This is a genomic window from Burkholderia lata (assembly GCF_902499025.1).
GTDB classification, from domain to species: domain Bacteria; phylum Pseudomonadota; class Gammaproteobacteria; order Burkholderiales; family Burkholderiaceae; genus Burkholderia; species Burkholderia lata_C.
In genome coordinates this window covers 55,885-69,983 of record NZ_CABVPW010000001.1, presented here as the reverse complement: position 1 = coordinate 69,983, position 14,099 = coordinate 55,885, and the positions used below count along the sequence as shown (strand labels likewise).

Annotated in this window: 13 protein-coding genes; 9 read left to right on the top strand and 4 right to left on the bottom strand. The window is 68.7% G+C overall.

All coding sequences use genetic code 11. The features are described from left to right. Positions 1–15: 15 nt before the first annotated feature. Positions 16–747: a GntR family transcriptional regulator gene (locus BDI24065_RS00295; protein WP_175029489.1), complete on the bottom strand. Its 732-nt coding sequence runs from the start codon at positions 745–747 to the stop codon at positions 16–18. A 157-nt stretch (positions 748–904) separates the two neighbouring features. Here BDI24065_RS00295 and BDI24065_RS00290 point away from each other — a divergent pair, with 157 nt between their 5' ends. From BDI24065_RS00290 to BDI24065_RS00265, 6 genes are all read left to right on the top strand, one after another. Then, positions 905–2,371: a mannitol dehydrogenase family protein gene (locus BDI24065_RS00290; protein WP_175029488.1), complete on the top strand. Its 1,467-nt coding sequence runs from the start codon at positions 905–907 to the stop codon at positions 2,369–2,371. A gap of 140 nt (positions 2,372–2,511) precedes the next feature. Further along, positions 2,512–3,807 carry an MFS transporter gene (locus BDI24065_RS00285; RefSeq protein ID WP_175029487.1) on the top strand — a complete coding sequence of 432 codons (1,296 nt, stop codon included), beginning with the start codon at positions 2,512–2,514 and terminating at the stop codon, positions 3,805–3,807. Between the two features lie 217 nt (positions 3,808–4,024). Further along, positions 4,025–4,816 carry a transcriptional initiation protein Tat gene (gene tetH, locus BDI24065_RS00280; RefSeq protein WP_175029486.1) on the top strand — a complete coding sequence of 264 codons (792 nt, stop codon included), beginning with the start codon at positions 4,025–4,027 and terminating at the stop codon, positions 4,814–4,816. An 8-nt stretch (positions 4,817–4,824) separates the two neighbouring features. After that, the gene (locus tag BDI24065_RS00275) at positions 4,825–5,889 is read left to right on the top strand and encodes a molybdate ABC transporter substrate-binding protein (protein WP_175029485.1); all 1,065 of its coding nucleotides are present in this window, start codon (positions 4,825–4,827) and stop codon (positions 5,887–5,889) included. Between the two features lie 60 nt (positions 5,890–5,949). Continuing rightward, on the top strand, positions 5,950–6,636 hold the full coding sequence (locus BDI24065_RS00270; protein ID WP_175029484.1) for a c-type cytochrome: 687 nt from the start codon (positions 5,950–5,952) through the stop codon (positions 6,634–6,636). Continuing rightward, a complete protein-coding gene (locus BDI24065_RS00265) occupies positions 6,633–7,568 on the top strand; it encodes a c-type cytochrome (protein ID WP_175029483.1) in 936 nt (311 codons plus the stop codon). Before BDI24065_RS00270 ends, BDI24065_RS00265 begins: the two co-directional genes overlap by 4 nt. A gap of 52 nt (positions 7,569–7,620) precedes the next feature. On the opposite strand, the gene BDI24065_RS00260 is transcribed toward BDI24065_RS00265, so the two are convergent. The 3 genes from BDI24065_RS00260 to BDI24065_RS00250 all read right to left on the bottom strand — a co-directional run bounded on the left by BDI24065_RS00260 (position 7,621) and on the right by BDI24065_RS00250 (position 11,734). Beyond that, positions 7,621–9,543, bottom strand: coding sequence for an SMP-30/gluconolactonase/LRE family protein (locus tag BDI24065_RS00260; protein ID WP_175029482.1), 1,923 nt, complete (start codon positions 9,541–9,543; stop codon positions 7,621–7,623). A 465-nt stretch (positions 9,544–10,008) separates the two neighbouring features. Then, positions 10,009–10,440, bottom strand: a complete 432-nt coding sequence (locus tag BDI24065_RS00255; protein ID WP_175029481.1) for a GFA family protein — start codon at positions 10,438–10,440, stop codon at positions 10,009–10,011. A 100-nt stretch (positions 10,441–10,540) separates the two neighbouring features. After that, positions 10,541–11,734 carry a porin gene (locus tag BDI24065_RS00250; RefSeq protein ID WP_175029480.1) on the bottom strand — a complete coding sequence of 398 codons (1,194 nt, stop codon included), beginning with the start codon at positions 11,732–11,734 and terminating at the stop codon, positions 10,541–10,543. Between the two features lie 305 nt (positions 11,735–12,039). On the opposite strand from BDI24065_RS00250, the gene BDI24065_RS00245 reads away from it, so the two are divergent. The 3 genes from BDI24065_RS00245 (at position 12,040) to BDI24065_RS00235 (ending at position 14,064) form a co-directional block, all read left to right on the top strand. Beyond that, positions 12,040–12,672: a LysE family translocator gene (locus BDI24065_RS00245; protein WP_175029479.1), complete on the top strand. Its 633-nt coding sequence runs from the start codon at positions 12,040–12,042 to the stop codon at positions 12,670–12,672. A 12-nt stretch (positions 12,673–12,684) separates the two neighbouring features. Continuing rightward, entirely contained in the window at positions 12,685–13,218 is a 534-nt protein-coding gene (locus BDI24065_RS00240) for a GNAT family N-acetyltransferase (RefSeq protein ID WP_175029478.1), read from the top strand. A 111-nt stretch (positions 13,219–13,329) separates the two neighbouring features. After that, the gene (locus BDI24065_RS00235; protein WP_175029477.1) at positions 13,330–14,064 is read left to right on the top strand and encodes a metallophosphoesterase family protein; all 735 of its coding nucleotides are present in this window, start codon (positions 13,330–13,332) and stop codon (positions 14,062–14,064) included. Positions 14,065–14,099: the final 35 nt, after the last annotated feature.

Here is a 14,099-nt window from a genome sequence, read left to right as displayed (position 1 = left end):
CCTCCAGCGGGCGTTTCAGTCGACAAAGTAATGGGGCGCGCGGCTGCGCACTTCCGGCAGATGCGAGCCGATCCGGTCGACGTGCATCGCAACGGATGCACCGAGCAGCGCCATGTTGCGCGACGCGATGTGCGCGAGGATCTGTTCGTGTTCCTGCAGCGCGCGGCGCGCATGATCCTCGACGCGGTCGAGCAGCAGCCAGCGCACGCGGTCGAACTGGCGCTTCATCGGCTGCAGCATTTCCCACACGTGCGGCCGGCCCGCGAACGCGAACATCCGGCCGTGCATCGCCTCGTCGAGATCGAAGAACGCTTCGACGTCGCCGGCCGCCACGGCCTCGCGCTGCGCGTCGATGATCCGCGACAGCTCCGCGAGCTGCGCCGGCGTGATCTTCTGCGCGAGCTCGACATGGTTCGCGCATTCGAGCGTGCTGCGCGCGAAGCGCCCTTCCTCGAGGATCGACACCGGAATCGGCGCGACCAGCGTGCCGACCTTCCGGATGATCTGCACGAGCCGCTCGTCGGCGAGCTGCGCAAATGCTTCGCGCACCGGCGTGCGGCTGACCTTGATCGTGGTGGAGATCACCGCCTCCGACAGCGCGATGCGCGGCGGCAGTGCGCCGCGCACGATCGCGTGGCGCAGCAGCGCATGCACCTGCTCCGTATATGACCGGCTCTCGTCCAGCGAGAACCCCTGCAACGCCGTGACCACGACGTCCGCTTCTTCCAGTACTGCCGTTTCGCTCATGGTTGCGATTGATCCGACTCGATATCGATGACTACCATGGTACATAAGCCGCCCGATTCAGGCGATTTAGCGTTTACACCGATAACTTCACGCTAAAAGTCGAAATAACCTGCACGCATCTCCACATCTACCATGGTACAAACCGCTGCTAACCGTCATGCCATCCGCCCCCGATTTCCTGCGCACCGCGCCGCCCGGCACGCGCCGCCCCGGCTATGACCGGCAGGCGGTCCGCACCGGCATCGTCCATCTCGGCCTCGGCGCGTTCCATCGCGCGCACCAGGCGCTGCATACCGAAACGGTGCTCGAACAAGGCGACCTCCGCTGGGGGATCGTCGGCGTCGAACTGCGGCGGCGCCATACCGTCGACCTGCTCGCCGCGCAGGATCACCTGTACACGGTGACCGAACGCGACGGCCACGGTGCGCGCACGCGGATCGTCGGCGCGGTGCACGGCGCGCTGTTCGCGCCCGAATCGCTGCCCGCGCTGCTGGCGCTGATCGCCGACCCGGCCGTGTCGATCGTCAGCCTGACCGTGACCGAGAAAGGCTATTGCCGCCGCCCCGGCGGCGGCGGGCTCGATGCCGACGATCCCGCGATTCGTCAGGATCTGGCGACGCCCGACGCGCCGCGCACCGCACTCGGCGTGATCGCGGCCGGCCTGCGCCTGCGGCCGGCCCATGCGCCGCTGACCGTCGTCTGCTGCGACAACATGACGTCGAACGGCGACACGCTGCGCGCGCTGCTGATCGACTACGCGGAACGCATCGACGGCGCGCTCGCGCGGCGTATCCGCGACGACGTCGCGTTCCCGAACAGCATGGTCGACCGGATCGTGCCGGCCGCGACGCCCGAATCGCTCGACTGGGCGCACGCGCATCTCGGGTCACGCGACGCGGCCGCGATCGTCTGCGAGCCGTTCTCGCAATGGGTGCTCGAGGATCGCTTCGCCGGCCCGCGCCCGCGCTGGGAAGACGCCGGCGCGCACCTCGTCGGCGACGTACGGCCCTACGAAACGATGAAGCTGCGGCTGCTGAACGGCTCGCATTCGGCGATCGCGTATGCGGGGCAGTTACGTGGTCGCGCGACCGTGTCCGACGCGATGGCCGATCCGGCGATCGCGGCGCTCGTCGACGGTGTGATGACGCGCGACCTGCTCGCGACCGTCGACGTGCCGTCCGGTTACGACGCGCATGGCTATTGCGCGACGCTCGTGCAGCGTTTCCGCAATCCGACGCTCGCGCATCGCACCGAACAGATCGCCATGGACGGCACGCAGAAGGTGCCGCTGCGCTGGCTGCCCGCGCTCGGCGAAAGCGCGGCTGCCGGTGTCGAGCGCCCGTACCTCGAACGCGCGCTCGCGCTGTGGCTGCACTACCTCGCCACCGCGCAGGACGAATCGGGTCGGCCGCTCACGATCAGCGATCCGGGTGCCGCCGCGCTCGGCGCGACGTTGTCGGCGGCCGGCGATGCCGCCGATGCGGTTCGAGCCGCCCTCGGCAGCACCGCGCTGGCCGGCTCGACCGCGTGGCCCGATGCGTTGATCGCGCGTGTCGGTGCGCACCTGTCGACGCTGCGCGCGCACGGCACCGACGCGTTGCTCGCCCCGTTGCACGCGCGCTGAACGACCGCTTTCCCCGGTTCACGGGCACCCGACGCGAACCGCGCAATACCGCTTCGCAGCCCGCCGATACAGAAACCGGCGCGGCGAACGATCGACGAGACAACCATGACGGCCGGCCCACCGGCACGAAGGAGACGGACATGAAGCAGAAGTCGCAGGCGTGGTTCACGGTGTTCCTGCTGTTCCTGGTGTACGGGATCAACTATCTCGACCGCGTCGCGCTGTCGATCGTCGCGCCGATCGTGCAGACCGATCTCGGCATCGACGCCGCGCAGATGGGCCTCGTGTTCAGCACGTTCTTCATCGGCTACGCGCTGTTCAACTTCATCGGCGGGCTCGCATCCGACCGGCTCGGGCCGAAGCTCGTGTACGTGCTGTCGGTCGGCCTGTGGTCGGTGTTCTGCGGGATGACCGCGCTCACCGTCGGCTTCGTGAGCCTGCTGATCGTGCGGCTGCTGTTCGGCATGGCCGAAGGGCCGCTGTGCTCGGCCGCGAACAAGATGGTCAACAACTGGCTGCCGCGCGACGCCGCCGCGACCGCGATGGGCCTGCTCAGCGCCGGCTCGCCGCTCGGCGGTGCGATCGCCGGGCCGATAGTCGGCCTGCTGGCCGCGCAGTTCGGCTGGCGGCCGGCGTTCTGGATCGTGTGCGCGATCGGGCTCGCGTGGGTTGTCGTGTGGATGATGTCGACGTCGGATCGCCCGGCCACGCCGGTCAACGACGCGCCGCGCGCGTCCGCGGCAACGCTCGCCGCGTCGACCGCCCACGTGCCTGCGACGGCCGACGCCGCGACGCCGGCGCACACGCTGTCGCACTACGTGCGCCAGCCGCGCATCCTCGCGACGGCCGCCGCGTTCTTCAGCTACAACTACGTGCTGTTCTTCTTCCTGAGCTGGTTCCCGAGCTACCTCGTGCGGGCGCACCACCTGAACATCAAGGAGATGAGCGTCGCCACCGTCGTGCCCTGGCTCGTCGGCACGGTCGGTCTCGCCTGCGGCGGCGCGATCTCGGATGCGCTGTACCGGCTCACCGGCAATCTGCTGCTGTCGCGCCGGATCGTGCTCGTCACCTGCCTGCTTGGCGCCGGCGCATGCGTGGCCGTCGCGGGCGCCGTGCAGTCGACGCAGGGCGCGGTCGCGCTGATGTCCGTGTCGCTGTTCTTCCTGTACGTGACGGGCGCGATCTACTGGGCGATCGTGCAGGACGTCGTGCATCCGGCGCGCGTCGGCGGCGTCAGCGGTTTCCTGCATTGCATGGGCAGCCTGTCGGGCGTGATCGGGCCGGCGGTGACCGGCTTCATCGTCGAGCGCAGCGGCTCGTTCGCGTCCGCGTTCGTGCTGGCCGGTGCGATCGCACTGGCGGGTGCGGTGCTGGCCGGCGTGTTCGTCCGCAACGTGCGGCCTGCGAGCGTGCTGCGCGAACGCACCGCGCACTGATCGTCCACGGTCGACGAAGGCCGCGCGGCGCCGCATGAGTCGGCACCGCGCGGCCTTGTCGTTTCCGCCAATCATCGGACCCTCGAATATCTCTCATCCGATATCGCGATTTCCGGTATCGATCGCACGCCTCTAGACTGGCTACGCGATGGCGACGTTCCGCCACGGCGCGGCAACGCGACACGCCCCCCACAAAAACGATTCCGGGAGATAAGCCATGTCCGACCGGCATGCGCGCCGAGGCGCGCTCAAGACACTCGGCCTCGCGGCCGGCACCGCGCTGCTCGCCGCCGCGCGCCCCGCTCACGCCGCCACGCCTGAAACCGGCGCGCTGCTGCCCGGCGGCGCCACGCACCTCGCCGACCTCACGCGCCGCCTCGCGGCCGCACCGAGACGGCGCGACTTCAAGACGGTGCCGATGGTCCTCGAACGCCCCGACCAGTGGGATCACGCGGCACTCGCCGAACTGACCGGCTACCGCGGCGGCCCCAAGCAGGTGTGGGACAACACCGAGCTCGGCGGCCCGTGGCTGAACCTGATGCGCAATTCGCTGAATGCGCAGATCTGGTCGTATCGTCACCCGGATTTTCTCGTCGTATCGGCCACGCACGGCAGCGCGCATCTCGCGCTGTTCGACCAGGCCGCGTGGGACAAATACGGACTCGCGAAATTCGCCGGCGCCGCGTTCCCGACCAACACGCTGCTCGACGCGAAGCCCGCGCAATCGAAGGGCGCGCAAGACCACGAGTTGCCCGACGGCGCGTTTTCCTCGCACGACAACAGCCTCGCCGCGCTGCAGCAGCGCGGCGTCGTGTTCCTGTCGTGCCACAACGCGATCTGGGAACTCGCGGAACGGCTCGACGGCGCGAACGCCAATCCCGACAAGCTGCCGCTCGATGCGCTCGCGGCCGACCTGACCAACCACGTGATCCCGTCGGCGATCGTCACGCCGGGCGCGGTCGGCACGCTGCCCGAACTGCAGCAGGCCGGCTTCACATACGCAAAATGAGCGCCGCGATGACCTCGATCCCCCCGCAACTACAACCGCCATCGCCGTCGCGCCGCCGTCGGCGCACGCTGCGCGCCGTGCTGGCCGCATGGCTCTGCTGCGCATCGGCCCTCTCGCTCGCCGCGCCCGCCGACACCGCTACGACCGTCTTCCCGCCCTGGCAAAACGGCCGCAACAACGACGCGACGCACCGTGGCCTCGAATTCACGGTGCCGCAGGTCGACGTGCTTGCCGATTTCCATGGCGACCTCACCGCGCCGAAGCTCGTGCTGTTCGTCGGCGGCAACTACTTCTTCGCGATGGCGCCGCTCGTCGCGAAGTTCGAGGAAGACCATCCCGAGTATCGCGGCCGCATCTACTGGGAGACGATCCCGCCCGGCCTGCTCGTGAAGCAGATCCAGGCGGGCGGCACGATCACCGTCGGCAACATGACGTGGACGGTCAAGCCCGATGCGTATTTCGCGGGGCTCGGCAAGATCAACGGGCTGATCGCGGACGGCACGCTCGCCGGCCCGGCCGTGCCGTACGTGACGAACCAGCTGACGATCATGGTGCGCGCCGGCAATCCGAAGCGCATCGCGTCGCTGAACGACCTCGCGCGGCCCGACGTGCAGCTTGCGATGCCCAATCCGGCCTTCGAAGGCGTCGCGCGGCAGATCCGCGCGTCGCTCGTGAAAGCCGGCGGCGATGCGCTCGCGCGTACCGTCTACGACGACAAGGTGCGCACCGGCACGACCGAGCTCACCCACATCCACCACCGGGAAACCGCATTGTTCCTGATGCAGGGGCGTGCGGACGCGGGCGTGCTGTGGCAATCCGAAGCGGCATTCCAGGAACAGGTCGGGCATCCGCTGATGCACATCGACATTCCGGCCGAGCAGAATACGACGGCGATCTATGCAGGCGCGATGGTGAAGGACGCACCGCATCCGGAGGCCGCGCGCGCATGGCTCGCGTTCATCCGGTCGCCGGAAGCGTTCCGGATTTTCCAGCGCTACGGCTTTGGCCGCTACGATGCGGCGACACCGGCGCAGCACCTCGCGCCGGAGCAGAAGCAGCCCGACGCGGGCTGACCGCGCGGCCGCGCCGGCAGTCCGGCGGCGCGCACGCGACCGACAACAAGGAGGGGACACGTGAACGATACGGTGGACACACCGCGCCGCCGGTTCGCGCCGCTGCTGCTCGCAGCGGCCGCGTTGCTGGCTGGCCACGCGCGCGCCGACGACGCGACGCGCGGCAAGACGATCGCCACACAGGGCACGACGACAGGCGTCGCCGCGTGCATCGGCTGCCACGGCAGCCAGGGCGAAGGTAACTCGGCGGCCGGCTTCCCGCGGCTCGCGGGCACTCATGCCGCCTATCTGTCCGCGCAGCTTGCCGCGTTCGGGGACGGCAGCCGCCAGAACCCGGTCATGCAGCCGCTCTCGAAACTGCTGACGCCGCACGAGCGCGATGCGGTATCCGCGTACTTCGCGAGCCTGCCCGCGCCGGCCGGCATCGTCGCGGCCGACGACACGTCGATCGCCCCGGCGAACACCGGCGCGTGGCTCGCGACGCGCGGACGCTGGTCGCAGGGCCTGCCCGCGTGCGCCCAATGCCATGGCCCCGGCGGTCTCGGCGTGGGCACCGCGTTTCCGCCGCTCGCGGGCCAGCCGGCCGCGTACATCGCCGGCCAGTTGACCGGCTGGAAACACGGCACGCGCCCGCCCGGGCCGATGGCGCTGATGCCGGCGATCGCCGGCAAGCTGTCCGACGCCGACATCGACGCGGTGGCCGCCTACTACGCGCGCGGCGGCGCAGCACAAGGAGACAAGCAATGACCGACCGCACGACGCTGATCCGCCGCGCCCGCGCGGCCCTGCTCGGCGCGGCCTGGATGCCCGCGCTCGCGTTCGCGGCCGCCCCGCAGGACGCACCGGCCACCGCTTCCGCACCCGCGCCGGCCACGATGGCGACGGCTGCCAGACCCTTCGCGCCGCCCGCCGAATCCGCGATACCCGCCGACGAGTTCGGCAAGACCGTGAAGCTCGGCGAGCAGATCTTCCTGCACACGCCCGAGTTCGCGGGCAAGTACGTCGGCAACAAGCTGACCTGCGCGAGCTGCCACCTCGACGCGGGCCGCCGGCCCGATTCGAGCCCGATGTGGGCCGCGTACCTGCTGTATCCGGCGTACCGCAGCAAGAACGGCCACGTGAACACGTTCGCCGAGCGCCTGCAGGGATGCTTCCGCTACAGCATGAACGGCAAGGCGCCGCCGGCCGGCGACCCGATCCTCGTCGCGCTCGAGACCTATTCGTACTGGCTCGCGAAGGGCGCACCGGTCGGCACGAAGCTGCCGGGGCAGGGTTTCCTGAAACTGCCGCCGCCCGCGCAGAAGGCCGACTATGCGCGCGGCGCCGCGGTCTACACGCAGCACTGCGTGCTGTGTCACGGGGCGGACGGCCAGGGGCAGTCAAGCGGCGGCAAGGCGGTCTTCCCGGCGCTGTGGGGCGCGCGTTCGTTCAACTGGGGCGCGGGGATGGGCGACATCCGCAATGCGGCCGGCTTCATCAAGGCCAACATGCCGCTCGGGCTCGGCGGCACGCTGACCGACCAGGAGGCGTGGGACGTCGCGACCTTCATGGACAGCCAGGAACGTCCGCAGGATCCGCGCTTCACGGGCTCGGTGCAGGATACGCGCGCGAAGTTCCACAACTCGCCCGATTCGATGTACGGGCTCAGCGTGAACGGGCGCGTGCTCGGCGCGCCGTGACGCGGGCGCCGTGCGGGCTATCCGGCCCGCACGGCCTGCACGGCTTGCGCGCTCACGGATGCCAGCGATACACGATCATGCTGGTGCCGTTGTAGTTGTCCTTCGTGATCACGTATTCGCCGGTCGAGCGCAGGTACGCGCGGATCCCGTACATCGAGTCGACGTCGTTGCCGACGTCCATCGCCGACGTGTTCGAGTTGGTCAGCGTCGTGACGAGGGCGCCCGTGTTGAGATCGAACACGTCGACGTTCGGCACGGTGTGCACGTAGCCGACGAACAGGTAGTGGCCGGCCGCGGCGATCGATTTCGGGTTCGCGCTGGTCAGGTTGATCACCGGGTTCGGCGCGGTCGTGTTGCCGCTCTTCCAGCCGTGATAGACCTCGATGTGCCCGTTCATCGCGGTCCAGTCCCAGTTGTTCGCGAGGCCCTGCGCGAGGATCATCGTGTCGCTGTCCGCCTGGTAGAGGATGCGCGTGGTAGGCGCCACGGTGCTCGGCACGGGCGTCGTCACCGGCTTGCCCCATGACGGCTTGCCGGTCGCGTCGAAGCCCGTCATCGGGTAGCGGGTAATCGCGTTGGAGCCGTTCAGCCCGGCCCACACGTCGCCGTTGCCGTCGATGTCGAAACCGGTCGTGACCTGCAACGTCGTGTTGAACGGCTTGCCCGGCAGCGAGCCGGCCGGATTCGCGATATAGCCGGTCGCCGGCGTGAAGTAATAGAAATTGAAGTTGCCGGGGTTCTGGCCCGACGCGACGAGAATCCGGTTGCCGCCGACCGTCACGAGCTGGCCGAAATGCTGGCCGCGCTGGTAGTCGTTCATGTCGAGGCGCGGGTCCTTCGGATAGGTGAACGGGTCGACCGTGTTCGCGACGAACGTGCCGCCCGCCGAGCCCGTATACACGTTGTTGCCGCTGTAGAAGAACGCGCCGTCCGTCGCCGGGTCGGGTGCGGCGATCGCCTCGAAGTTCAGCGCCTGCAGCTTCCATTGCAGCGCGCCCGTCGGGCTGTACGCATGCAGGTCGGTGCTGCCGTTGCGCCCGAGATCCCAGCCGCCGCCCCACGCGTTGTTGAGCACGTACAGGTTGCCGCCGGAATCCTTGCCGATCCCGACCACGCGCGTGAAGCGCTTGTCGCCCACCTGCCCCTTGATGCCCGAGGTCGTGTCGAGATAGCCGCCCTGCACGCCGAACGTGCCGATCTGCTGCGGCAACCCGGCGAGGCTGTAGATCTTGATGTTCATGTCCGGGCCCTGGTCGCCCACCAGCAACTGCCCCGTCGACGCGTCGAAATACAGCGACGACGGCCGCGCGCCGGCCGCCATCTGGATCGTGTTCGTCAGCGTGCCGGTCGCGCCGTACTGCACGACCACGCCCGCGCTCATGCGCGCCACCCACAGGTTGCCCGCCGCATCGAGCGCCAGCGCGCCGGGCCCGGTCACGCCGATATCGCGCTGCCAGACGCCGTCGGTCGTGTAGACGCGCACGCGGTTGCCGTAGAAATCGCTCGCGTACAGCAGGTTGCCGGCCGTCGCGAGGCCGGTGATCACGTCCGGGTTCGGAAGGCCCGTCCACGTGCTGACCGGGATGCGCAGGTCGCGCTTGTTCGTGCTGCGGTTGTAGCGGCCCACCGAGCCGCTGCCGAAGGTGCGGTTGTAGCCGAGCGCGACGAAGATCGACGTCGCGTTGCCGGTGATCGCGCCGCCCTGGAATTCGTCGTGGATGCCGATCGTGCCCATCGTCTGGCCGTTCTGGTAGAGCGCGACGCCGCCCGCGTTCTCGTCCCAGCGCGACGACGTGTAGATCACGCCCTCGGGCGCGACCCACATCGAGCGCGCGGCATTGCCGACGTGCTGCGCCAGCGTGCCGTACGTGTTCGCGAGCCAGTCGGTCGAGTATTGCACCTGCGCGTGACTCGCCGGCGCCAGCATCGCCATGCACATTCCCAGCAACGCCGCCCGAATTTGTTTCATTGACATGAATAATGCTCCCGAACGTTCAATGGTCGACACTGTAAATCGCGGCGCATGAAATATTGGTGATTCCGGCTAAAACGCATTCGCCGTCATCCCGAATTATTCACTCCGTTCTTTTTGCCGTCCGGCGCTTTTCCGTCAACGATGGTCAAACCCGTTCACCGCGCCGCAGCAGCTCGCCGGGCGCACGATTTCGGTGCTTTTTCCCCGGCATTTTCTTCCGGGCCACTCAATACGAACACGTCATTTTTTCTGAAATGCCCGCATGGTCTTTTTCATTCCCCGGAAATGGGCTCGATGATTACAAATCGAAATTGAAATGAAAGAGAAAAAATATTATCCGGCGCAATCGCGTTATCGCGATTCAGCGCGGCGGCATGCGGCGGGAGGAAGGGAGGGGAAAGCCGGATACGGCGGAGAAAACCCGAAAACCGCGCGCCGGCCGTGCCGGCACGCCGCCGCGATCGTTCAGTTCGCGTCGTCGAGCGTCGGGCCGTCCCAGCCGTCGAGGAATTTCGGCAGCGCGTCGACGATGTCGACCACGCGGTGCCGGTAGAACAGGTGCATCGTCGGCTGCAGGTCGCCGGGCAGTTGCCCGCCGTGCGCACGCGCGGCCAGGCTGTTCGGCACGACGCGCATGCCGAGCCGGTTGGTGCCGAACACGATCTCGCCGCACGACGCGCAGTACGTGCGCGACATCGACTTCGCCGGATGCGGGAACGTCGTGCTACCGCCTTCGACGGCCACCTGCTCGGGCGGCCACGCGGTCGCGGACAGCACCGGCGTCCCGTAGAAATCGCGGCAGGTCGCGCAATGGCAGTTCGCGCGCGCCGCCGGCTCGCCGCGCAGCGTCACGGTGACGGTTCCGCACAGGCAGCTCGCGGAATGCGTTCGGGTCATGTCGTCTCCTCCAGGAAAGGAGGCGACAGTATAGGAGCATGGGTGCAACGTTGCCGGCATCGGCTGCGGGCAACGTTGCGGCTGCAACGATCGCGATGCGTCAGAACTTCTGGCGCAGGCCGAGGCTGACAATGGCCTGCGAGCGCGAATCGGACGAGTGGCCGTTCGCCTTGTCGGACACCGACGCGGTCGCGACCACCGGCCGGCCGAGCGCGTCGAGCGTCATGCCCGATGCATGCTGGTACGCGCCGAGCAGGTACACGCTGGTGCGCTTCGACAGGTCGTACACGGCGCCGAGCGTGACGTTGTGATACTGCGCGCGGTCGTCCACGCCATCGACATCGCTGCCGCGCGTGTAGCTGTAGCCCGCGAACAGTTGGGTCTGCGGGCGCACGTTCCAGCGCGTGAACACGCCCGCGACGTTGAACGTCGCGTGGCCCGTGAACAGCGACTGGCCGCCGCTGCGGTACTGCACGTTGCTGTAGTTCACGCCGACGACGGCCGGGCCGAAGTCGTAGGTCGCGCCGGTCGCGATGATCTGCTGCGATTGCGCGCTCGCATAGCCTTCGTTGATCGACGAGTTGAACAGCCCGTCGTCGGTGCTTTGCCACTTGCCGGCCGTCGGGTCGGTCGCCCCCGTCTTGCTGTTGTCCGACCGCTCGTAGCCGACGCCGACGCGCAGCGGGCCCGCCGCGTACGCCGCGCCGACGCTCCACGTGTTGCGCTGCTTCATGCTGCCCGGCTGGCTGCCGAAGCCGTACAGCGCGCCGAACGTGAAGCCCGAGTAGTTGGCGCTCGTGTACTTGATCGAGCTGTCGACGCGCGCGGTCTGGTCGAGGTCGTCGATGTCGCCCGGGTGCGCGCCGAAGCCGCCGATGTACGACGACGGGCCGACCGGGCTCACGAAGTCGTCGAGCGACGTGTACTGGCGGCCGAGCGTGACCGAGCCGTAGCGGTCGCTGCCGAGGCCGACGAACGCCTGGCGGCCGAACTGGCGGCCGCCCTGGCCCGACGTGCCGTTCGTGATGTCGAAGCCGTTCTCGAGGACGAACAGCGCGCGCAGCCCGCCGCCGAGATCCTCGGAACCCTTGATGCCCCAGCGGCTGCCGGACAGGTTGCCGGTCGTGAGCCCGACGTTCGAATGGCCGGTGTACGCGCCCGCCGAGCCGACCCGCTCGTTGCTGCGATAGGTCACGCCCGCGTCGACGATGCCGTACAGCGTGACGGAGCTTTGCGCGGCGGCGATGCCCGCGAGCGAGAGCAGCAGCGGGGCTGCGATCAGTTGCTTGTTCATGGTTGTCGTGTCTCCGGGCGGTGAGCCCGTTGTTCTGGCTGTCAGTTGCGAGTAGCGCGCGGACGGCGAGATCCGCCGGCGGTGCGAGGCCGGCAGCGTCCGCGCGCGACGACGCGGCGGGCATGCCCACTGCGGCCGCCATGGTAGTTGGAACCGGTTCTAATCGATAGCGGAATAGTGAAAACAGTTTCTTGTCAAAATCGAGATAGTCGATCCGGCGACCGTGGGCGCGGCGCGCCGTCCCTGTACAGCCTGGGCGGACGCAGCCGATAATCGAACGCGCGCCATCCATCGGGAGTGCCTTCATGCATGAAACGACCTTGCTGATCTTCGCCGCCGTCGCCTTCGTCGGCATCGCGACACCCGGCCCGACCGTGCTGCTCGCGCTGACCAACGGCTCGCGCTACGGCGTGCGCCGCGCGGCCTACGGCTTCGTGGGCGCGATGCTGTCCGATTTCGTGCTGATCGTCGCGGTCGCGCTCGGCCTCGGCGCGCTGCTGATGGCGTCGGCGTTCTGGTTCTCGGTGGTGAAGTGGCTCGGCGCCGCGTATCTCGCGTACGTCGGCATCCGGCTGCTGATGTCGAAGGGTTCGCTCGACGTCGCCGCCGCGCACGGTGGCGACGCATCCGGGCGCAACGCGTCGATCTTCGCGAAGAGTTTCCTCACGGCGGTGACGAACCCGAAGGGCTATCTGTTCTTCTCCGCCTTCCTGCCGCAGTTCCTCGATCCGTCCGCGCCGCTCGCGCCGCAGTATGTCGCGCTCGCGGTCACGTTCGCGCTGCTCGACGGGGTCGTGATGTTCGGTTACGCGCTGCTCGGCGCACGCGCGGTGCGGCTGCTGAAGCGCGCGGGCGCGCTGTGGCTCGAACGCACGTGCGGCGCGATGCTGCTCGCGCTCGCCGGATCGCTCGCGCTGTACCGGCGTCATGCCGCGTAGGAGCGGATTCCGATGAGAGTCGCTACGCCGCCCCGCTCCGGCTTTCCCGGCCTGTCGCTGCGCCAGCTCGAACGCGCCGACCTCGACGCGTGGTACGCGTACCTGACGAACCCCGACGTCTTCCGCCACACGAGCTGGAACCTGCGCTCGCCCGACGATCTGCTGCCGCTGTTCGACGCGATCGAATCCACGGATCCCGATTCTATCCGGCGTCTCGCCGTGATCGACGAAGCCTCGGGCGTGCTCGCCGGGACGATCGGCCTGCATACCGTGTCCACCGTGAACCGCTCGGCGGAGATCGCGTACGATCTCGCGCCGTCGCACTGGGGGCGCGGGATCGCGAGCGCGCTGTGCACGGCCGTCACCGAGTGGGCATTCGCCGAGGGCTTCATGCGCATGCAGGCCGTCGTGCTGACCAGCAACGCGGGCTCCGCGCGCGTGCTGCAGAAGTGCGGCTACCGCTACGAAGGGCTGTTGCGCGCCTACAAGATGGTGCGCGGCACGCCGGGCGATTTCGCGATGTACGCGCGCCTCGCGACCGACTGACGCGCGACCCGCCGCTTCACGTCAGACCGCGCACCGCTTCGCATGCGCACGCCATTGGACGGCCTGTGCCGAATTGGCGACAATCGCCGTTCCCTTCCTCGACGATCCGCCATGAAAATCGCCGCGCTGTCCGACATCCACGGCAACCTCGCCGCGCTCGACGCGGTGCTCGACGACGTCCGCCGCCGCGGTGCCGACGTGATCGTCAATCTCGGCGACATCCTGTCGGGCGCGCTTCATCCGCCCGAAACGGCCGACCGCCTGATCGCACTCGACCTGCCCACCATCAAGGGCAATCACGAACGGCAACTGCTCACCGGCGATCGCGAGTCGATGCGGCTGTCGGATCGCTGGGCGCACGACACGCTGCGCACCGACCATCTCGACTGGATCGCCGCGCTGCCCGAACGCATGACGCTCGGCGACGACGTGCTGATGGTGCACGGCACGCCCGACAGCGACCTCGTCTATTTCCTCGAAACGGTCACGCCCGACGGCTGCCGCGCGGCCACGCCCGATGAAATCGCGCAGCGCGCGGGCGACGAACCGGCATCGCTGATCCTGTGCGGCCACACGCACCTCCCGCGCACGGCGAAGCTCGACGACGGCCGGCTGATCGTCAACCCGGGCAGCGTCGGGCTGCAGGCGTATACGGACGACCTGCCGCATCCGCACCGCATCGAGACGGGCTCGCCGCACGCGCGCTACGCGATGGTGTCGCGCACGGCGTCCGGGTGGAACGTCGAATTCCATGCGGTCGAATACGACTGGCACACGGCCGCGGCCACCGCGGCCACGCGCGGGCGCGACGACTGGACCGTCGCGCTGCGCACCGGCCGGTGCTGACACACCCGGCTCACCCTTCCGCTTCACTTCATTCA